Origin of the sequence: Ruegeria sp. THAF33, assembly GCF_009363615.1 — a bacterium.
GTDB lineage: Bacteria > Pseudomonadota > Alphaproteobacteria > Rhodobacterales > Rhodobacteraceae > Ruegeria.
This window is the reverse complement of record NZ_CP045385.1, coordinates 717,072-736,826: the sequence shown is the minus strand read 5'-3', so window position 1 is coordinate 736,826 and position 19,755 is coordinate 717,072. Positions and strand designations below refer to the sequence as shown.

Annotated in this window: 15 protein-coding genes; 5 read left to right on the top strand and 10 right to left on the bottom strand. The window is 60.4% G+C overall.

Annotated elements, in window-relative coordinates; genetic code table 11:
* The first annotated feature begins 51 nt into the window (after positions 1–51).
* The 3 genes from FIU92_RS20490 to FIU92_RS20480 are packed head-to-tail and all read left to right on the top strand — an operon-like array spanning position 52 to position 2,449.
* Positions 52–588 carry an RNA polymerase sigma factor gene (locus FIU92_RS20490; protein ID WP_152460556.1) on the top strand — a complete coding sequence of 179 codons (537 nt, stop codon included), beginning with the start codon at positions 52–54 and terminating at the stop codon, positions 586–588.
* The gene (locus FIU92_RS20485; RefSeq protein WP_152460555.1) at positions 585–1,322 is read left to right on the top strand and encodes a hypothetical protein; all 738 of its coding nucleotides are present in this window, start codon (positions 585–587) and stop codon (positions 1,320–1,322) included. Before FIU92_RS20490 ends, FIU92_RS20485 begins: the two co-directional genes overlap by 4 nt.
* Positions 1,323–1,360: 38 nt before the next feature.
* The gene (locus FIU92_RS20480; protein ID WP_371419758.1) at positions 1,361–2,449 is read left to right on the top strand and encodes a helix-turn-helix domain-containing protein; all 1,089 of its coding nucleotides are present in this window, start codon (positions 1,361–1,363) and stop codon (positions 2,447–2,449) included.
* Here FIU92_RS20480 and FIU92_RS20475 read toward each other — a convergent pair.
* Positions 2,422–3,312 (bottom strand): LysR family transcriptional regulator, encoded by an 891-nt coding sequence (locus FIU92_RS20475; protein WP_152460553.1) that lies wholly within the window; start codon positions 3,310–3,312, stop codon positions 2,422–2,424. The genes FIU92_RS20480 and FIU92_RS20475 overlap by 28 nt on opposite strands.
* Before the next feature lie 107 nt (positions 3,313–3,419).
* Between FIU92_RS20475 and FIU92_RS20470 the strand changes: the two genes are divergently transcribed.
* A complete protein-coding gene (locus FIU92_RS20470; protein WP_152460552.1) occupies positions 3,420–4,421 on the top strand; it encodes a sterol desaturase family protein in 1,002 nt (333 codons plus the stop codon).
* A 72-nt stretch (positions 4,422–4,493) separates the two neighbouring features.
* Here the strand turns inward: FIU92_RS20470 and FIU92_RS20465 are convergent, their stop codons facing one another.
* Positions 4,494–5,798 carry a UDP-glucose/GDP-mannose dehydrogenase family protein gene (locus FIU92_RS20465; protein ID WP_152460551.1) on the bottom strand — a complete coding sequence of 435 codons (1,305 nt, stop codon included), beginning with the start codon at positions 5,796–5,798 and terminating at the stop codon, positions 4,494–4,496.
* A 373-nt stretch (positions 5,799–6,171) separates the two neighbouring features.
* Entirely contained in the window at positions 6,172–7,059 is an 888-nt protein-coding gene (locus FIU92_RS20460) for a LysR substrate-binding domain-containing protein (protein ID WP_152460550.1), read from the bottom strand.
* 229 nt (positions 7,060–7,288) lie between these two features.
* Between FIU92_RS20460 and FIU92_RS20455 the strand changes: the two genes are divergently transcribed.
* A complete protein-coding gene (locus tag FIU92_RS20455; RefSeq protein WP_152460549.1) occupies positions 7,289–8,644 on the top strand; it encodes an MmgE/PrpD family protein in 1,356 nt (451 codons plus the stop codon).
* 191 nt (positions 8,645–8,835) lie between these two features.
* Here FIU92_RS20455 and FIU92_RS20450 read toward each other — a convergent pair whose 3' ends face one another.
* The 7 genes from FIU92_RS20450 to xdhB all read right to left on the bottom strand — a co-directional run bounded on the left by FIU92_RS20450 (position 8,836) and on the right by xdhB (position 19,755).
* Positions 8,836–9,573, bottom strand: a complete 738-nt coding sequence (locus FIU92_RS20450; RefSeq protein ID WP_152460548.1) for an Asp/Glu racemase — start codon at positions 9,571–9,573, stop codon at positions 8,836–8,838.
* The gene (locus FIU92_RS20445; RefSeq protein WP_152460547.1) at positions 9,570–10,637 is read right to left on the bottom strand and encodes a histidinol-phosphate transaminase; all 1,068 of its coding nucleotides are present in this window, start codon (positions 10,635–10,637) and stop codon (positions 9,570–9,572) included. Before FIU92_RS20445 ends, FIU92_RS20450 begins: the two co-directional genes overlap by 4 nt.
* Positions 10,634–12,298 (bottom strand): hydantoinase B/oxoprolinase family protein, encoded by a 1,665-nt coding sequence (locus FIU92_RS20440; protein WP_152460546.1) that lies wholly within the window; start codon positions 12,296–12,298, stop codon positions 10,634–10,636. Before FIU92_RS20440 ends, FIU92_RS20445 begins: the two co-directional genes overlap by 4 nt.
* Positions 12,298–14,394, bottom strand: a complete 2,097-nt coding sequence (locus FIU92_RS20435; RefSeq protein ID WP_152460545.1) for a hydantoinase/oxoprolinase family protein — start codon at positions 14,392–14,394, stop codon at positions 12,298–12,300. Before FIU92_RS20435 ends, FIU92_RS20440 begins: the two co-directional genes overlap by 1 nt.
* 515 nt (positions 14,395–14,909) lie before the next feature.
* Positions 14,910–16,511 carry a xanthine/uracil/vitamin C permease gene (locus FIU92_RS20430; RefSeq protein ID WP_152460544.1) on the bottom strand — a complete coding sequence of 534 codons (1,602 nt, stop codon included), beginning with the start codon at positions 16,509–16,511 and terminating at the stop codon, positions 14,910–14,912.
* Positions 16,512–16,554: 43 nt separating this feature from the next.
* The gene (gene xdhC / locus FIU92_RS20425) at positions 16,555–17,433 is read right to left on the bottom strand and encodes a xanthine dehydrogenase accessory protein XdhC (protein ID WP_152460543.1); all 879 of its coding nucleotides are present in this window, start codon (positions 17,431–17,433) and stop codon (positions 16,555–16,557) included.
* Between the two features lie 3 nt (positions 17,434–17,436).
* Entirely contained in the window at positions 17,437–19,755 is a 2,319-nt protein-coding gene (xdhB, locus tag FIU92_RS20420; protein ID WP_152460542.1) for a xanthine dehydrogenase molybdopterin binding subunit, read from the bottom strand.

Genomic DNA, 19,755 nt, shown 5'->3' with positions numbered 1-19,755 from the left:
CTGCGGGCCGGGTCCGTTTCTGACAAACACACACAGGTCGCGTTTTATTCGATGAGTGCCGAGATGACTTCCGAACAGGCCGTTCGTGACGCCGTACAGATGCACTCAAGACGCGTCTGGCGGTTTGCTCTGGCGTTGTCGGGGGCATCAGATGTGGCGGACGATCTGGTGCAGGCCACATGCCTGCGTGCGCTCGAGCGGCATCATCAGGTAACGTCGCATGATCATCTGGACAGTTGGCTGATGACGATCTGCCGGTCAATCTGGTTGAACGAAGTGCGGTCTCGTTCCGTCCGGCGGGCACAGGCGCTGTCCGTGACCCCAGAATCGGAACTGGTCGCAACTTTGCCGGATTCAGAAACGAATATTTTTGCGGCTGAAGTGTTTACTCAAGTGATGCAGCTGCCAGAAGCGCAGCGGGAAACGGTCATGCTTGTGTTCGTCGAAGGGTACAGCTACCGCGAAACCGCTGCATTGCTGGACGTTCCCATCGGCACAATCATGAGCCGGTTATCGAATGCCCGGCGGAAACTGAAAACCGTGATGCAGTTTGAGGCGGCAGACGCCGCGCGACGGAGTGGCAAATGACGTTTTCCGACGAGACGCTGTTGGCGTATCTGGAAGGCACGCTGGATGAGGCTCAGAGCCGCGCCATCGAGGCCGCGGTTGAGGATGATGTCGAGGTTGAACGCCGCCTGATGGCGCTGGATCCGTTTGCGCCTGTCGTTGGGCAGGTCTTTGAGAAACTGCCCACCGCGGCGCCGAAGGTCGATTTGCCGGAACCCGTGGCGCGAAACACCAATGGCGGGTTTCTGCGCCTTCTGGCCGTGGCCGCGGGCGTCGGGGTTGCAGCCGTTGCCCTGACATTCTGGGCGACGCGTCCGGCGGAACTGGGCTGGGCGCAGCAAGCGGCGATCTATCAGTCGCTTTATGTGCCCGAGACGATTGTCTCGCTGGACAGTTCCGAGGCATCGCTGGACAAGCAGTTCGCGATGGCCGAGGCAGCACTTGGCAGGTCTCTGAACCGTGAAGCGCTGGACTCCCTGCCAGGGTTGGAGTTGAAGCGAGCACAGGTTCTTTCGTTCAAGGGAAAGCCCTTGGTTCAGGTCGTTTTCGCCGATGAGCAGGGTCAACCCTTTGCCTTCTGTGTTATCCGTCAGGGGCCGAACGCCCCGAAGGCAGAGGTCAAACAGGCCGTTCTGAGCGGTTTGGCAACAGTGACCTGGGCGCAGGATGGCTATGGTTACATGCTGCTGGGCAGCTCTCCGCAGACCGATTTGAGCAGCGAACTGGATGTTCTGACCCGAACCTTTGCGAGCTGACGGAATACCCCTTGTGAAGCAACGGGAATGCCCGAAGAATGCGGGGTATGACGTCGAAGAAACCCTTGCCCCTTCCTGAAGACGAGGCCGAAGATCTTGGCCCCGCCAGCATCTATGACGGCGATCCGTCCGAAGAGGACGACCTGTGGTTCTTGCCACCGGATGAAGTCGAGGAAGACGAGGGTTTCTTCCTGCCCGGGCCGCGACGCGAACAGCGCCTGCTGTTCGATCCGCGTGATTGGCGGGCTGCGCAGTCCGACCTTTCTGCGGAACTTGCGGATCTGGCCCTGACTTTTGGCGCGCTGGATGAACGGTTGCGAGCGGGCCCCGAAGGCTGGACGCATCGCTTGGCATTGATGGAGACGTCCGATCTGGGGTGGTGGACCGGAGACCGGATCAGCGTGGATCGATTGGCTTTGTGGACCGGTTTGCGGATCGGTGCGACTCATGATGACGTGCAGGCCCTGTTCCGGGCCGGATGGGCCGTGCGACGCCTGAGTTCGGGCGCGCCGCCTGCTGCCGGCGGTTGGGAACGGGGGCTGACCGCGTTTCTTGACCGACTGGCTCAGGGGGTCGACGCGACCCCGGAATCCATCATTGATCTGGCCGAGGTCATGCAAAACGCCGAAGGGTTGCATCCCGTGACGCAGTCGGCAATTGCGTTCCACGCGTGGCGGGCGGTGTCACAAGGCATCGGACAGGACACGGAAGCAGCCGTCATCGCCGCGCGGCATGCGGCCTCCATGGGGCGCGGCGGTGCGCAGTTCATGCCCTTGGCCTTGTCCGGGCCGCGTGCGCTGCGCGGCTCGGGGGATCCGGCGGAAAAACTGAGCGCATGGATCGGCGGCGCAGGGCAGGCCGCCCTTGCAGCGTTGTTGCACCTGGACCGGATCAGCGCGTGGGAGGCGAAAGCCAAAGAGGTCACGCAGGATCTGAGCGGCCGCACCCCGCCGCGCCTGATCAATGCATTGACGGCCTGGCCCATGGTATCCGCGCCTTTGGCCGAAGACCTGACCAAGGCTTCCCGCGCCGCGGTACAGCGCAATTTCGACCTGTTCGCGCAGCGGGGTCTGGTTCGCGAGGTCACCGGGCAGGGGCGTTACCGCGTCTGGACGGCGGCGCTGTAATCCATCAGCCAATCGCGAAACATACGCGCTGCCGGGCGCAGCGCCGTGCGGGAGGGATAGACCAGATGATAGGCTTCCTGCCCCGGGCAGGAGAAGTCCGGCAGGCAGGGGACCAAACCGGAAAGCTTCATAATGCGATCTGACGCGGGCGCGCGCGCCAAGGCAATGCCGCATCCTCTGGCGCAGAGCTCGGCCGCCATCACCGAATTGTCGGCAAAAAAATACCGTGCCTGGCCTGCTGGCAGCCGCTGGTGTTCGAACCAATGCGGCCAGCTTGCCCGATGGGTCGAAACTTCGATCAAGGTGAAGTCGAACAAGTCCCTTGCCGTCTCGATCCGGGCAGCAACCTCGGGTGGGGCGATGGGATAGAGATGTTCGCGCATCAACTCGTCACTTTCCGAGCCGAACAGCGCGGGGTTTCCGAACACGATCTGAAGGTCAGTGAACCGATTGGCAAAATCCGACATGACATTGCCGGTCGAAAGCGAAAGGTTGATCTGAGGATGCGCCGCCTGAAAATCGGGAACACCCCCGGCCAGAATGCCATGTGCAAACAGCAGCACCGACTGCACGTAAAGCCTTTGCTCGCGGGTTTCGCCGAACAGACCGGCGGTTGCCGTTTCCAGCATGAGCAAGGATTGCTGTACCGACGGCAGATAGGCGCGCCCGGTCTCGGTCAAAGTGACCGCATGCGCGTGACGGTGAAACAAGGGTGTGCCCAGTCTTGTCTCCAGCGCCTTGACCTGCTGGCTGACGGCGGCAGGCGTCATGTTCAACTGGGTCGCGGCGCGGGCAAAGCTTTCGGTTCGGGCCGCAGCCTCGAATACGCGCAGCCAGTTGAGGGAAGGGACGCGGGTGTTCATTCCGACAGGCTAAGCAGAACTTAGCCTCTCCGGCAAGACAATTAGGTCTGAGCTTTTGATCCCACGCCTTAGGCTTGTGATCAGTGAACAGATGAAATGAGCCTTCTATGTCAGACCCCGCCCTGCCGCCACGAGCCAAGCGCAAGATCTGGAGTTACACGCCTCAGCTGCCGATTCAGACCGCGCCCTATTGGGATTGGCCGATGAAACCTCTGGCCGCGTTGAAATACCTGCTGCAAAGCTGGAATCCGCTTGCATTGCGGGCGCTGCTGCTGGTCTTTGCGGTCATCACCTGGACCTATCTGACGCCTTCACTGAGCAGGATCGAGACCTTCGGCTGGGATTGGGTTGCGGAAATCTGGTTCCGCAATTTCTGTATCCTGATGGTGGTCGCAGGCGGCTTGCACCTGGCCCTTTGGAGGTTCCGCACGCAGCAGGACGAATACCGCTATGACATGCGCCCGATGATGAAGGGCGCCAAGGTATTCACATTCAAAAATCAGGTCTGGGACAACATGTTCTGGACCTTGGGCCCGGCGTTGATGTTCTGGACGTTCTGGGAATGTCTGATCCTGTATTCCTATGCCAATGGCTGGATCACGATGATCACGTTAGACGGCAACCCGATCTGGTTCATCGCCATGACCGTCTTTGTGCCGATCTGGGCCGGGTTCCATTTCTACTGGCTGCACAGGCTACTGCATGTGGGTGTGCTTTATACAAGAGTCCACGCTTGGCATCACCGCAACATCAATACCGGTCCTTGGTCGGGGCTTGCGATGCATCCGGTCGAAAGCTTCTTTCTGATGTTCGATACGATGATCTTCTTCCTGCTGCCGTCCCATCCGATCCACGCCATTTTCCTGCTGTTCCATCACGGTATCGGCGCTCCGACCTCTCATGCCGGGTTCGAGCATGTGAAGTTCGGCAACAAGGCCAAGTTTCAGGTCGGGGATTTCTTTCATCAGCTGCATCATCGGTTTTTTGACTGCAACTACGGCACCTGGGAAACCCCTTGGGATGAATGGTTCAACACGTTCCACGACGGCACCGATGAAGGCAATGACATGGTCAGGGAACGCCGCCGCAAGATCTGGGCCACCGAATAGCCCGTGAAGCCAGATCCCTGCCGGACCCAAGCGGGTCCGGTGGGCGCGTTTGATCCAACAGGTGGTGTGCGTTCAGCGTCCAACACCGACATAGGTTTCAAAGCCGGATTTCAGCGCCTGTGACTTCGAATAGATATTGCGCAGATCCACCATTCTGGCAGAGTTCATGGAACCGGCCAGCTCGGTCAGGTTCAACGCGCGGAACTCGTTCCACTCTGTCAGCAACACCACAACGTCAGCCCCTTGGACCGCTGTATAGGGATCGTCGCACCATTCGACCCCGGGCAATAGCGCATCGCCTTCCGTTTTGCCCTGCGGATCGACGACGCGCACTTTGGCCCCTCCGCCGATCAAAGCGGGAATGATGGACAGTGATGGCGCGTCGCGCATGTCGTCCGTGTTGGGTTTGAAAGTGACACCCAGAACCGCCACCGTCTTGCCGTTAAGGCGGTCGTCGCAGGCGTCGCGGATTTTCTCGATCATCCGTTTCTTGACCTCGTCATTCACCCGAATGACGGTTTCCGTAATCTGCATCGGATAGGCATGATCCTGCCCGATCCGCGCCAGCGCGGCGGTATCCTTCGGAAAACAAGAGCCACCATAGCCCGGCCCCGCGTGCAGAAATTTGTTGCCAATTCGTCCGTCCAGACCGATGCCGCGGGAAACTTCCTTGACATCCGCACCGACCTTTTCACACAGGCCCGCGATTTCATTGATGAAAGTGATCTTGGTCGCCAGAAACGCGTTGGCGGCGTATTTGATCATCTCGGCGCTTTCCAGATCGGTGGTCAGGATCGGAAAGTCACGCAGATAAAGCGGTCGGTAAATCTCGGCCATCACTTCGGCGGCGCGATCGTTTTCCACACCCACCACGACGCGATCGGGGCGCATGAAGTCATCGATTGCAGCGCCTTCGCGCAGAAATTCAGGGTTCGAGGCCACGTCGAATTCGGCTGCGGGGTTGGCGACCGCAACGACCTCCTGAACTCTTCTGTTTGTTCCCACCGGCACGGTCGATTTGGTGACGATGACCGTGTAACCGGTAACCGCTTGGGCGATCTCTTCTGCCGCGGCCATCACATAGGTCAAATCCGCGTGGCCGTCCCCTCGTCGGGTCGGAGTTCCGACCGCGATGAAAACCGCATCGGCGCCATCAACTGCTGTTTTCAGATCGGTTGAAAAACTCAGGCGACCGGCAGCAACGTTTTTTGCCATCAGCACATCCAAGCCCGGTTCATAGATCGGCACTTCTCCGGCCTTGAGCATGTCGATCTTTTGCTCAGCCTTGTCGACGCAAATCACGTCATGACCAAAGTCCGAAAAGCATACACCGGACACTAAGCCAACATAACCGGTGCCGATCATTGCAATACGCATCCAAAAATCCTTCTTACCAATTACCACGGACGGCGTGGGCACAATCAAAGAAACTGACGCCGGTTTCAATGGCCGTCAGCAGTTGCGTGATGCATCCCATAGATTCTTGCGGATATTGAGGCAATAGAAGCGCAGATGGTGCAAAACCCTTCGAAATCGCTATTATGACCGCTTTGTTCAGTTGACCCGAGGACCAGGAAAAACCGGTTGGCGTCGAAACTCGGTTGTACAGAAGGTGCTGTTGATGGCTGGAAGAGCCCCTGCCTTGGGTATTGATGACGCGCGGAAGTGATTGCGCGTTCTCGCCACCAACAAACTGGCTGGCAAAAGAAAATAGGGGCCGCGTGACATGCCCCGGCAAATGACCGGTCGATCAGCTGTCCATTTCAGCGGCGGCTTGCAACAGCCAGTTCCGAAACAGCCGGACCGGTGGTGAAACGGGTTTTTCCTTGAGACGCACGAAATAGGTCCAGGGACTGTTCAGATCAAACCGGAAAGGCTCGATCAGCAGCCCCCGCTCGACATAGGACCGGGCCAGCGACCGGGGCAGGGCGACGCATCCCAGTGACTTGGCGGCCATTTCCATCGCCAGATTCGAGACATTCGTCCGCAACCCACCCTTCTGGCTCAGATCGGACAACCCGAAATGCCGCGCCGCGTGCTCCCAATAGGAGGGGCGGCCCAGGATATGGATCAGCGGTGCATTCTGCAATTGCTTGGGGTCGGTCAGCGGCGCGCCATCGACCAGAAAGCCGGGCGCACAGACCAAGGCCAGCTTTTCGACCCACAAACGTTGGGCGTCCGGCGACACATCGTCGACATGATTGATTGTCAGCGAGATGTCCGAAACATTTGGTTCGACATCAGTCCAGACAGTGCCATGAACCGTCAGATCAATATCGGGATGCACCGCGTTGAAACCACGGATCACATCCGGCAACCAGTTCTCGGCCAGACTGACCGGGCAAGAAACCACCACTTTGCGGGTATGCGACCGCACGATGACCGATTGCGTGGCAGCGTTGATTTCCTGGAGGGCATGGCGCACTGACGGCAGATAGGCCTCGCCCACATCTGTCAGCGACAGGGAACGGGGATGGCGCACGAACAGGGGGCGCTGCAAAAACTCTTCCAACGAGCGGACATGATTGCTGACGGCAGATTGGGTGCAGTTCAGCTCTTCGGCAGCAGCGGTAAAGCTCAGGTGCCGTGCCGCCGCTTCGAACGAGCGAAGAAAGGTCAGGTGTGGAAGATTCATCATGACGGACGTTTCTCAGGCAAGGCACATCGCAAAGAATTAATAAGCCCAGGGCTTGCTGTCTTGCCCATAAGCGACTCACACGTATGGTTCTGCCTCGAAATGTGATCTGGTCCTAGTCACAAATAATCCGGGGCCATTGCCCCATGATTGTTTTCGTGCCGCTATGCGCAAACTCACATAGGCTTTTTCTTGTAACCGGAACCCGAAAGAAAAACCTCGACTGGACACCGTGACAGATACCTTTCAGACCGTTGCAGATTTTGCGCTGAATCGTGCCGCGCAGGATTTTCCCGACACCGCACGCAAGGCAGCAGCGTTGATGCTGCTGGATACGCTGGGGATCACCATAGGATCGGGGCCGATGCAGGCCGGACAGATTGCACGCGAGAGTGCGGTAGCGCTGTTTGGCGCGGGCGATCCGGGGCTGAGCGCGCGCATGCTTTTCGACGGTCGTCGCGTCAGCGTCGCGGGTGCGGCCTATGCAGCGGCCACACAGACCGACAATCTGGACGGCCATGATGGATACAATCCGACCAAAGGCCACATCGGGGTTGTCGTCGTTCCCGCACTGGCGGCACTGGCTGAAACCATTCAAGATTTTTCAGGCCCCGAAGCGCTGGCGGCGGTGATCGTTGGATACGAGGTCGCGGGACGCGCGGGCATTTCGTTGCATGACACCGTCAGCGATTATCACACATCCGGAGCTTGGAACGCGCTTGGCGTGGTGGCTGTGGCGGCGCGCTTGCGCGGTTTGACGGCCGAACAGATGCGGCAGGCCATGGGGATTGCCGAATATCACGGCCCGCGCAGCCAGATGATGCGCGAGATCGCCAATCCCACTATGCTACATGACGGTTCGGGCTGGGGCGCGTTGGTTGGCATTTCTTCAGCGGTATTGGCCGAGAAAGGCTTTACCGGGGCACCGGCCATCACCATCGAAGCGGCAGACGTTGCCCCCCATTGGCAAGATCTGGGCGATTTCTGGCAAATGGAGCATCAATATGTCAAACCCTACCCGATCTGCCGTTGGGCCCACGCCGCAATTGATGCCACCCGTGCACTCATGCGTGAAAACGACCTGACTTACCGCGATATTGCCGCGATTCATGTAAACACGTTTCGGGAAAGCGCCTGCCTTTTCCAGGGCATGCCGGATGATACGTCCAAGGCGCAGTATTCGCTGCCATTTGCCGTCGCAACAATGGTTGCGCATGGCCGGATCGGAGTTGAGAACATCACCGGTGCGGGCCTGGCCGACCCGCTAGTCGCCTCGATCGTCGAGCGTATCTCGGTTTCAGAGGCCGCACGCCATTCCGACCGTTTCCCCGAAAGCCGGTTCGCCGATGTCAGCATCACTCTGACCGACGGGCGGATACTCGAGTCGGGCGACGTACATGCACGCGGCGGACCCGAGGCGCCAATGGATGAGACCGAAGTGATCGACAAATTCATGGAATTTGCGACACCATCAATGGGTGCATCCCGTGCTGCCGCCATTCGTGATGCGGTTCTGGGGTTGGGCGCGCCGGGCTCGAAATTCTCGGACCTTGGCGCGTTGATCTACGCCCCCGCCGACCAGACGTAAAATCTGCCGAAGCTGCCGTTGAAACGCGTTCCGACCGGCAAATCCGCACCCTTGATCCTGATGGCGGCGATGATGCAGGCCCTGCCGCCCGCTGCACAGGTTGAATTGGAGCTGGGAGCAAGTCTGGGTGATCCAAGACCCGTTCGAGGTGAGCTGTCTTTTATACATTGTCGCCTTGCGCCCTGATCCGGTCAGAGCAGGTCGAACAATCGCCCCGGCAGCGCGTCATGACGCGGCAGGTTCAGCGCCCGCATAAGGCAGAACATCATCGCCTGATTTGAGGTGACGACCGGCTTGCCCAGCGTTGCTTCAATCCGGTCGATCGCCTCGACCGAACGCATGTCGGTGCAGCTGAGAATTATGGCCTGTGCCTGCGGGTGATCGGCCTGACAGGCCAGTTCATAGACGTCGTCCGGGGTCAGCTCTCCCTGACCGTAATTACCCAGCTTTCGGCCCACATCGGCGCATCGAACGGTCTCGATTCCGTTCTGGGCCATGAAATCCATCGCCTGAGCGTTTATTTCGCCCAGATAGGGCGAGGAAAAGCCGACCTTCGTGGCCCCCAGTGCCTTGATTGCGGCGATCAATGATCCGGCCGCGGTCAGCGACAGCGCACCGGATTCCGATTTGATCTGTTGCGCCAGCTCAGCGTCGAAAGACGGCCCATGGGTCAGGGTGGCCGAGGTGCAGCCGTACAGCACCACATCGGGCCGCACCCCCGAGATCATCCGCAGATCGTGGCTGATATCCGAAGCGCCCAAACCTGCCATTTGATCCGAGCCGGGAATTTCATTCACGTCATAGCCGCCCATGCGCTGGAAATGGATGGTGGTGTTTGGCGGTCGCAGCATCTCCATATCCGGTTCCAGATTGGTGTTGGTGAAGGGCACCAGAACCCCGATCTTGGCGGCTGTGCGGGTCTCGGTCATGTCAGCGCTCCTTTCAAGATGTCGCGGGCCTTGTCCATCACCTCGGGCGCACAGATCGTGGCGCGCAAACAGTCCGACAAACCATAGCCGCCCATGCCGCGCATCATCAGGCGCTCAGCCCGCAGGGCCGTGTCGGCGCGCTGTGCCTGCGCGGTTGAGGCAAAGCGGATCAGCACGAAATTTGTGTGGCTTTCCGGCACGCTCAGGCCCAGTTCGCGGCATTCCTGCGCAAACCGGTCCCGAATTTCGGCTGTCCGTGCGACCACGTTGCGCATATGGGCCTGATCCCGCATCGCCGCCGCCGCCGCTGCCTGCGAGGCAATCGAGATATTGTTGGGATTCAAAAGCTTGCGGACCTCACCCGAGATTTCGCTTGGGAAACAGCCCCAGCCGGCCCGCGCCCCCGCCAGCCCGTAGGCCTTGGAACATGTACGCGTGATCACGGTGTCGCCCCGATCCACCAGCGCAAAGATCTGCGCGGGATCGTTCGTGGCATCGGCAAATTCCGCATAGGCCTGGTCCACCACCAGCAATGTATCGCCAGGCAGATCCGAACGCAGGCGGACAATTTCGTCATTCGGGATCAGCGTGCCGGTGGGGTTGCCCGGATTGCAGACGAACACGATGCGGGTGGCAGGTGTGACAGCGGCCAGCAGCGCGTCCACCGATACGGTCAAATTGACCTCGGGCGCTGCCACATATTCGGCCTGTGCCTGTGCTGTGGCCGAGGCGACAAAGGCATAGCCATATTGTGTGCCCAGCACCTGATCGCCCGGTCCGGCAAAGGCGCGGATCAGACAGCCAATCAGTTCCATCGAGCCCGCCCCACATAAAATGCGCGCGGGGTCGAGCCTGTGCACCTCGGCAATGGCCGAGCGCATTTCGGCCCATTCCGGATCTGGATAAAGGGCCAGATCCGCCAGCGCTGCCTGCCCGGCCGCAACGGCGGCGGGGCTTGCGGGAAAGGCGCTTTCGTTCTGCGCCAGTGAAATCGTGCCTGCGCCGTTCGGATCAGCCAGCGCATAAGCGCCCATGGCGCCAACGTAAGGAACCGGTCGGATCATGCGTCACCCCCGTAAATCCTGGCGCCTTGCGCACTTACCAACCCGCGTTTGATGTCCAGTGCCAGCGCATCCGGGTCGCGTTCGGCAGGGTCGCCAAAGCCGCCGCCGCCCGGTGTATCGAAGATCAGGTAATCACCGTGTTCCACCCGCAATTCTCCTTTGCCCGGAATATCGTTTGCACCGTCCCTGAAACGGATGCGACCGGGCGCGCCGGGTCTGCCGCCCATACGGCCAAGCGCCGGGTATTTCAGCCGTTCGACCGACAGGAAAACGATAAAGGGCGCCCCGTTGGACGAGGTCATCTCGATCCGCTGCCCCAGCCCGCCGCGATACTTGCCCGCGCCGCCGGAATCTGGGCGCAGTTCGCGCCGCCAGATCGTCACGGGTGCGACGCTTTCGGTGATCTCGACCTGACTGCCGAACACCCCGGACGGATAGGCCGTGGCCGACAGACCATCGGCATGAGGTCGCGCGCCGGTTCCGCCATTGTGCACGGGTTCCACCGCGAATTCGCGACCGCCATCACGGGCCACTTCGGGCGCGTGGCGCATGGGCAGGTCGAACATGCAACTTGCGCCTTCGGCCGGGACCGCATCGGGCAGGGCCTGATGCAGGCAGCCCAGAACCAGATCGGGCGTGACCTGACCCAGGGTATGCCGCATCGCAACCGGCACCGGGCGCTGCGCGTTCAGGATGCAGCCCTTTGGCCCGTCAACGGTAAACGGCTCCAGCGATCCCGCATTGTTGGGAATGTCCGCGCCGACAATGCAGCGCAAGGCAAACACCGTATAGGCGGTGGCATAGTTCAGCGGCACGTTGATGCCCTTGCGCGAACAGCCCGAGGTGCCCGAGAAATCCACATGCATGCCGTTCTTTCTTACGGTCAGGGTCGCGTGCAGCTCCAGCTCATTCTCATAGCCGTCCATCTTCAGAACATTCTTGTAGACACCTTCGGGCACGTCGGCGATGGCCTCCAGCGTGCCGCGGCGCGACGTGTCGATGATGTACGAGCCGAGCGTCCCTAGATCGTCGAGGCCAAATTCCTCCATCATCGACAGCAGCCTTGCAACCCCGGCTTCGCAACAGGCGATCAGTGCATAGATGTCGCCATCATTGGCGATGGGTTCGCGGCTGTTGGCGCGGATGATGTCCAGCAGCAAAGCGTTGGGAGTGCCCTCTTCAACCAGCTTGCAGGGCGGGATCAGCAGGCCCTCGTCATAGATGTCGGAACCTTCGGGGCCCATGCCCAACCCACCCAGATCAACAAGATGCGAGGTGCAGGAGGTAAAGCCCACCACCTTGCCATCCTTGAATGCGGGCATCATCAGCAGAAAATCGTTCAGGTGCCCCGAGGCAAGCCATGGGTCGTTCGTCATGTAGATGTCGCCCGGCTTCATGGTCTGAACCGGGAAAGCCCGGCGTAGGTGCTGCACCGCCTCGGCCATGGTGTTGATGTGCCCCGGCGTGCCGGTCACGGCCTGCGCCAGCATCCGGCCATCGGCGTCAAATATCCCGGCAGAGATGTCACCGCATTCGCGTACAATCGGGCTGAAGGCGGCACGGATCAGGGTTTGGCCCTGTTCTTCTACCACGGCCAGCAGACGATTCCACATCACCTGCAATCGGGCGGGCGAAAGATCGTGTGAAAGATCGGACGACATCATGCGCCTCCTTTCTGGTCCTGTACAAGGACGAGGTTTCCCATGGCATCCACATGCGCCGAGAAGTCGGCGGATACGAGCGTGGTTGTCTGCGGTTCGGTGATCAATGCGGGGCCGTGAAGGTGGTCGCCGGGCTTCAGATCCGCTCGGGCAACGAAGGCCGCTGGTTTCGATACTCCGTCCACGTCACAGGTGATCGGACGGGTTTCCGGCGCCGAGATTGTCTTCAACCGGGGCGTTTCAGGAACCGCCGGCACGCCACTGTCACAGGTCGCGACACGCACCGCCCAATTGAGAATCTCGATCTGCATTCCTGGTACCGGACGCGAGAATTGCTTGCGGTATTCCTGTTCGAAAGCAGCGGTCAGCAGCACGATATCTTCGGCGGTCAGGGGGCGGTCGGGAAGGGTGATCTCGATCTCGTGCCCTTGTCCGTTGTAGCGCATGAAGGCAGTGCGCAGCGTCTGGGTCGGGACATCGCCGACCCCTTGGAAGACAACTTCTCTTGCCTCGGAAATCATGGCTTCGAACAGCGTGTTGATCCCGTTCATGTCCATGCTGCCCAGCAACGTATAACGCGAGCGGACGATCTCGAAAGACACCGGCGCGAACAGGAAGCCGACGGCCGATCCGACACCGGGATCGGGCGGGATCACGATGCGGCTGACCCCGGCGGATCGCGCGACCCGGCTGGCGTGCAATGGCCCGTTGCCCCCAAACGCTATCATTGTTCGTGGGCCAAGGTCCTTGCCGGATTCCACCGCATGCATCCGACCCGCGCTGGCCATGCTTTCGTCGACGATACGGCTGACGCCATCGGCGGCGCCTACGGCATCCAGATCCAGCTTTGACCCGATCACCCGGCTCAGCGCCCGTTTCGACGCTTCTGGATCAAGCTGAATATGCCCCTCGGCAAACGTGTCGGGTACGATATATCCCAGTGCAATATCACTGTCAGTCACCGTGGGTTCGGTTCCGCCGCGCATGAAGGCGACGGGGCCGGGCTCGGATCCCGCTGATTTTGGCCCCACGGTCAGCCGCCCCAACCGGTCAACCCCGGCAATCGAACCGCCTCCGGCGCCGATCTCGATCATTTCGATGACCGGTATACGTACCGGCATTCCGGACCCTTTGATAAACCGTGCGGCGCGGGCAATCTCGAACTGGCGCGAGGTCTGAGGACGGGCGTTGTCGATCAGGCACAGTTTGGCGGTGGTGCCGCCGACGTCAAAGGACAATACCTGGCCCAGACCGGCGCGGGCGGCGACGCGGGCGGCCAGAATGGCACCGCCGGCAGGGCCGGATTCCACCAGCCGGATCGGAAACCGCGCGGCGGTTCGCATGGTGCACATTCCACCACCCGCTGTCATCATCAAGATCGGACAGGTGACGCCCTGAGCCTCGAATTGCTGGACAAACCGGGCCAGATACGTTGCCATCAGAGGCTGGATATAGGCGTTGGCGACTGTCGTGCACAGCCGGTCGAATTCGCGCGCTTCGGGGCTGACGTCCGACGAAATCGAGACGGTCAGATCGGGGCGCCTGTCCGCCAGCATGTCGCGCAGCCTGCGCTCGTGCTCGGGGTTTGCATATGCGTGCATCAGGCAGATGGCGACGGCTTCCGCTCCGCTGGCGTCGATGTCCTTCAACAACGCGTCGATGGCTGTGTCTTCCAGCGGTATCAATACCTTGCCATCCGCCGAAACGCGCTCGCGAACCGTCAGCGCGCGCTCACGCGGCACCAGCAGATCAGGATTGTCCAGATTGATGTCGTATTGCGAATAGCGCCGCTCGTAGGCGATTTCCAGAATGTCCCTGAACCCTTCGGTGGTCACGGTTGCCACGACCGCGCCGCGTTTTTCGATCAGCGCGTTGGTGGCCAGCGTGGTGCCGTGAATGAAACCGGTGACTTCGCTCAGACGGTGCCCTGTCTGTTGCATTACGCGCGCTGCGCCTTGCATGGCTCCGTCGGCGGGGTTGTGATGTGTGGTCAGGGTTTTGGTCGAGGCAAGTATCGTCTCTTCGCCAGAGACAAGAACCGTATCCGTGAACGTGCCGCCAATATCGATGGCCAGGCGCAGCGCTTGAGTTGTCATGAGGTTATCCGAAAAATCCGTAGTCACAGCGTGATGCGTAAGGGCCAGAGGCCCTGAGATCAGGCTGGGATCACAAGGTCACAGCCGGTGGCACGGCGGTCCATGGGATTTGGAAAACAATTGTTCATCAGCAGGTATTCTTGTTCATACCAGCATGCCGCAACAAGCCGGAAAGCGACACAAAAGCCTGCAAACGACAAAATTCGTCACGCCTGGTCGATTGCGGGGCTTGCGGGTGAGGGTCTTGACCCCGCGCACATCACCTGTGGTCGTCTATTTTGTGTGACCCAGCCGATGCGGCGCCCGTGTTCGTGTTGGAAGATGCCCAGGCGGCGCAGATGCGTGGTTCACAAGGGCGATCCTCTGCAAGACCTGTGCGAACCAAATGCCCTGCTCGGAGATAGGCGAGAGAAAGATCAACAAGCGACCGTAGGACAAACTCTGCCTCTTGAACGGCCGCGATTGAACGGGAAGGGATGGTTTTTGGGGCAGCCATGCGACTGCCCCGTTGCCGATCAGGCCTGTTGAGCGGGTGAGTCGTCATCGATGAGGTCGGGCTCGTCCGGTACGATGATACGATGCTCAAGATCCTCTTTGGAGGCGAACACCGGGTAGACGTACAGGAACGCACCGATGATCAGATATCCGATGGTTATCCCGTCGAACTGAGGCATCTGTAGCGTGTAGGAATGGATGATGCCGATCGAAGACATCAGCCCACCTGCGACAGCAAACGCGCCGGCCATCCGAAAGCGCCCGTCAATCACATCGGCCACGATGGCACCCCAGACCAGACCGGTGATGATCGCCCCCTGGCTCAGGGCAAGGTGCCCCTCGTAATGAGCCCCTTCCATCAGAAGGGCCGAGGTCAGATTGGGATCTCCCAAGGATGGCAGCCCTTCGACACCGCTGCTGCGCAGCGCGTTCATCAAAGATCCCCATTTGACCATCAGGAAGGCGGAGATATGGGGCAGGATCGCAAAGGATACCGCAGCCATGTGCATCGGTTTTACAGCCCAGGCCGTGTTGGTGATCAGGCTGACTGATACAAAGACCAGTACCGGTGCGGCTGCGGCGATCGGGATCAGCCCCGCGAGGAAGGACAGGAACCCCAGAAAGGCGGCGGCGGCAATTACAAAGGCCACACCGACAATATACCCCGCATGGGCATCCAGCCGTTTATAGGCCGGATGGCCGATGTAAACGGTTGTCGGGAATGGCGAACCAAACAGAGCGCCCAGCATCGTGCCCGCGCCGTCCGTCACCTGGCAGAGCCCGACAGGGTAATGGTCGCCTGCCGCTTCGGCGGATTCCACGTTGTTCATCGTTTCGATGAAGTTGTAGATTTGCACGGGGATCAGCACCAGGAACAGCTCAGGGTTGGCGAACAGGTATTGCACACCGGCGATCAGATCACCGAAATAGGGGATCGGTGGGTAGAACCTGATGCCGCTGACATCAATTTTGGACTCGCCAAGTAGAAGGGCGATCACGGTACCGGCAGCAATCGCGACAAGGCCGGCCGGAACATTGCCCGGCAGGCGGAAACGGCCGATCAACCCCCAGAGGATGAACAGCAGCGACGTAAAGCCGATGATGGGGTTCTCGAACACTTCGGCCAGCGGCACAGAGCCGATGAAGACCAGGGCAATGCCGCACAGCGTCCCCAGCATCCCCGCGCGTGGCGTGATCCGCTTGAGATACGGCCCAACCACGGCACCCAGAGCCGCGACGATGCCGCCCATGAACCCGGCGCCGATACCCACTTGCCAGGCAAGCATTGGATCATTTGTCGCCCAGTAGATGGGTCCGATCACCCCGAACAGGTAGACGAACATAACCGGCGTCGAGATGCCGTAGGGCAACGCGGTTACGTCTTTGCCCTGCGCGTTTGCCGCCCATTTGGCGAGGTAAGTGTAGACAGCGACACCGGCCAAAATCGCGATGGCGGCGCCGGGAACGATGCGGCCAAAGACGATGTCCGCAGGCATTTGAAACACGAATTGGCAGACCCCGGACAGGATCAGCAGGTTGACAAGGTTGTCGGTAAACAGCGCCCAGAAAGCGCTGAAATCGCTGCGGGTAAACAGCTTGTATTCATAGGTCCTCCCGTCCATGACGGTCTCCTCCTCTGATGTGACCGGTTTGGCCCGACAGGTGTCAGGCCGATCTCCCTTTCCGGTCGTGATGGTGGCCCCGCAGGGGTGCCTGGTTTGCCCCGGTCAGGGCGGTCGCGGCAGTTTCAGAGGTCAATTCAGCCATCACCTCGGCCGCCACGAAGGCGGCGATGACGCTGGGCCGCTTGTCGCGGCTACCGCTAGCCCCGATGGGGCATTTCAAATGTTCGATGGACTGTCCGTCACAGTGTTTCTGCGCCCAGTTCCTGAGCTTTACCCGCTTTGTGGCGGAACCGATCATCCCCACATAAGCGGCATCCTTTCGTTCCAGCGCGGCGGTCGTCAGCAGGAAATCCAGCCCGTGATCATGGGTCAGAACGACAAAGGCGCTGCCTGCGGGCGCGCGCCAGATTTCGGCTTCGGGAATCGCGCTGACCCGGGTTTCGACATCTGCGGCGCAAAGCGCGATCTCTTCGGGTCTGGTATCGACGAGGATGCAGCGCACCGGCAGATGCTGAAACTGATTGGCCAGGGCACGCCCCACGTGGCCCGCGCCCATGACATAGACATGAGGCAAAGCATCTTCGTTCCGGGCCGCGCGTTCCGTCGCGGCCCATTTGTCGGACGCGCGCATACGGGACAGGTTCAGTTCGACCCGGCCGCCGCAGCATTGCCCGATCTCGGGGCCAAGTGGCACGTCCAGATCCTGATGCAACGCACCGTCACGCAGCATGTCCCGCGCCGCGTTGATGGCGAGGAATTCCAATTGTCCACCGCCTATGGTTCCCCACAACGCCCCGGGCGCGACGAACATTTCTGTCCCCTCATTGCGCGGCGAAGACCCGCGGACACGCGTCAACGCAACGCGGATCACGCAATGCTGCGCGGACAGAAATTCGCTCAGAGAACCCGGGGCAACCATGGCTCAGGACCCGGCTTGCAGCCGCGCGACTGCCATCAGCACACGTTCGGGCGTGGCCGGCGCGTCAAGGCGGGGGCATTCCCGGTAATCAGCGACCGAGGCCACGGCCATCGACAGGGCCTCGAACACCGAAATTCCCAGCATGAACGGCGGCTCGCCGACGGCCTTGGAGCGTTTGATGGTCAGCTCGCGGTTTTCCGACCAATCGGCAAGGTTCACGTTGAAGATGCGCGGGCGGTCTGACGCCAGCGGGATCTTGTATGTCGACGGGGCATGGGTGCGCAGGCGGCCGGCATCGTCCCACCAAAGCTCTTCAGTGGTCAGCCATCCCATACCTTGAATGAATGCGCCTTCGACCTGACCTTTGTCCAGCACAGGGTTCAGCGAACGTCCGACGTCGTGCAGCAGATCCGTCCGATCCACGCGGTATTCACCGGTCAGTGTGTCAATCGTGACTTCTGAACAGGACGCGCCATAGGCAAAATAATAGAACGGGCGGCCTTGTCCTTTGGCCCGGTCCCAGTGGATTTTTGGCGTCTTGTAGAACCCGGCCGCCGACAGTTGCACACGTGCCAGATAGGCCTGTTTGATGAATGCATCGAAGGCCAGGACGTCTTGGCCGATATGCACCTGATTGGCGTGGAAGGACACTTCCTCTGGCGAGACGCTCCAGGTCTCGGATGCGAACTTCACCAGACGTTCCTTGATCTGTTCGACCGCGTTCAACGCCGCCATGCCATTCAGGTCGGTCCCGCTGGACGCCGCAGTGGCCGAGGTGTTGGGAACTTTTTCAGTCGTCGTCTTGGTGATCTTGATCCGGTTGAAATCGACTTGGAAAGCCTCGGCCACGACCTGCGCAACCTTGGTGTTCAGACCCTGGCCCATTTCGGTGCCACCGTGATTCAGGTGGATCGAGCCGTCGTTATAGACATGCACCAGCGCACCGGCCTGATTGTACCAGGTCGCGGTGAAAGAAATGCCGAACTTGACCGGTGTCAGCGCGATGCCTTTTTTCAGAACCGGCGATGTCCTGTTGAACGCGATGATATCCTGACGGCGCTGGCGGTATTCCGAGGTCTCTTCCAGCTCTCCGACCAGCCGGTCGAGAATGCAGTCTTCGACCTCCTGGTGATACGGGGTCACGTTGCGGTCCGTGGTGCCATAGAAATTGGCCTTGCGCACATCCAAGGGGTCCTGCCCCGTGGCATAGGCGATTTCTTCGATCATCCGTTCCGCCGCGATCACGCCCTGCGGGCCGCCAAACCCACGAAACGCGGTATTCGATACGGTGTTGGTCTTCATCGGGCGACTGTTCAGACGCACATTCGGATAGAAATAGGCGTTGTCTGCGTGAAAAAGCGCCCGGTCGGTCACAGGGCCGGACAGGTCTGCCGAAAAGCCGCAGCGCGCGGCAAAGCTGCCTTCGACCGCCTGAATGCGGCCTTCATCGTCAAAGGCGACATCATAGTCGATCACGAAGTCGTGGCGTTTGCCGGTTGCGGTCATGTCCTGATCCCGGTCGGGGCGGATTTTGACGGCGCGGTTCCACTTTTTGGCAGCCATGGCCGCCACTGCGCAGAACAGGTTCATCTGGCTTTCCTTGCCGCCAAACCCCCCACCCATGCGACGGACGTTGACCACGACCGCATTGGACGGCACCCCAAGGACATGCGCTACCATGTGCTGCGCCTCGGACGGGTGCTGGGTCGAGCAATGCACCACCACATCGTCGTCTTCGCCGGGAATCGCAAAGGCGATGTGACCTTCAAGGTACATGTGATCCTGACCGCCAACGCTCATCCTGCCTTTGATCCGGTTGGGCGCGGCCGCCTGAGCCGGTGCCACGTCTCCCCGCTCCAGCTTGAGGGGCGCTGTCACATGCGGGTATCCTGCTTTCTGCGCGGTGATCGGATCCAGCACGTGGGGCAGGGTTTCGTATTCGATCTTTGCCCGTTCAGCGGCGCGGCGCGCGATGTCGCGGGTCTCGGCAATCACGGCAAACAACGGCTGGCCGTGGAATTGTATTGCGTCGGTCGGGAAAACCGGTTCGTCGTTCAGGTGGGTCGGGCTGATATCATTGGCCCCCGGCACATCATCTGCGGTCAGCACGCCGACCACGCCGGGCATTGCCAGAACGTCGCTGAAATCGATACCCAGAAGCCTGGCGTGCGCGACGTCTGAAACGCCGAGATACGCGTGCAGCGCGCCTTGTGGCAGCGCAATGTCATCCGTGTAATCGGCCTGGCCCGTGACATGCTTGACCGCGCTGTCATGGTTTACATTGGTGTGAGTCGATCCAATGATGGAAACGTTGTCTTTCAT

Bases quoted from the DNA above. Each gene is read 5' to 3' on its own strand.
- FIU92_RS20490 (WP_152460556.1), top strand. From the start codon at position 52: ATGAGTGCCGAGATGACTTCCGAACAGGCCGTTCGTGACGCCGTACAG.
- FIU92_RS20485 (WP_152460555.1), top strand. From the start codon at position 585: ATGACGTTTTCCGACGAGACGCTGTTGGCGTATCTGGAAGGCACGCTG.
- FIU92_RS20480 (WP_371419758.1), top strand. From the start codon at position 1,361: ATGCGGGGTATGACGTCGAAGAAACCCTTGCCCCTTCCTGAAGACGAG.
- FIU92_RS20475 (WP_152460553.1), bottom strand. From the start codon at position 3,312: ATGAACACCCGCGTCCCTTCCCTCAACTGGCTGCGCGTATTCGAGGCT.
- FIU92_RS20470 (WP_152460552.1), top strand. From the start codon at position 3,420: ATGTCAGACCCCGCCCTGCCGCCACGAGCCAAGCGCAAGATCTGGAGT.
- FIU92_RS20465 (WP_152460551.1), bottom strand. From the start codon at position 5,798: ATGCGTATTGCAATGATCGGCACCGGTTATGTTGGCTTAGTGTCCGGT.
- FIU92_RS20460 (WP_152460550.1), bottom strand. From the start codon at position 7,059: ATGATGAATCTTCCACACCTGACCTTTCTTCGCTCGTTCGAAGCGGCG.
- FIU92_RS20450 (WP_152460548.1), bottom strand. From the start codon at position 9,573: ATGACCGAGACCCGCACAGCCGCCAAGATCGGGGTTCTGGTGCCCTTC.
- FIU92_RS20445 (WP_152460547.1), bottom strand. From the start codon at position 10,637: ATGATCCGACCGGTTCCTTACGTTGGCGCCATGGGCGCTTATGCGCTG.
- FIU92_RS20440 (WP_152460546.1), bottom strand. From the start codon at position 12,298: ATGTCGTCCGATCTTTCACACGATCTTTCGCCCGCCCGATTGCAGGTG.
- FIU92_RS20435 (WP_152460545.1), bottom strand. From the start codon at position 14,394: ATGACAACTCAAGCGCTGCGCCTGGCCATCGATATTGGCGGCACGTTC.
- FIU92_RS20430 (WP_152460544.1), bottom strand. From the start codon at position 16,511: ATGGACGGGAGGACCTATGAATACAAGCTGTTTACCCGCAGCGATTTC.
- xdhC (WP_152460543.1), bottom strand. From the start codon at position 17,433: ATGGTTGCCCCGGGTTCTCTGAGCGAATTTCTGTCCGCGCAGCATTGC.
- xdhB (WP_152460542.1), bottom strand. From the start codon at position 19,755: ATGAAAGACAACGTTTCCATCATTGGATCGACTCACACCAATGTAAAC.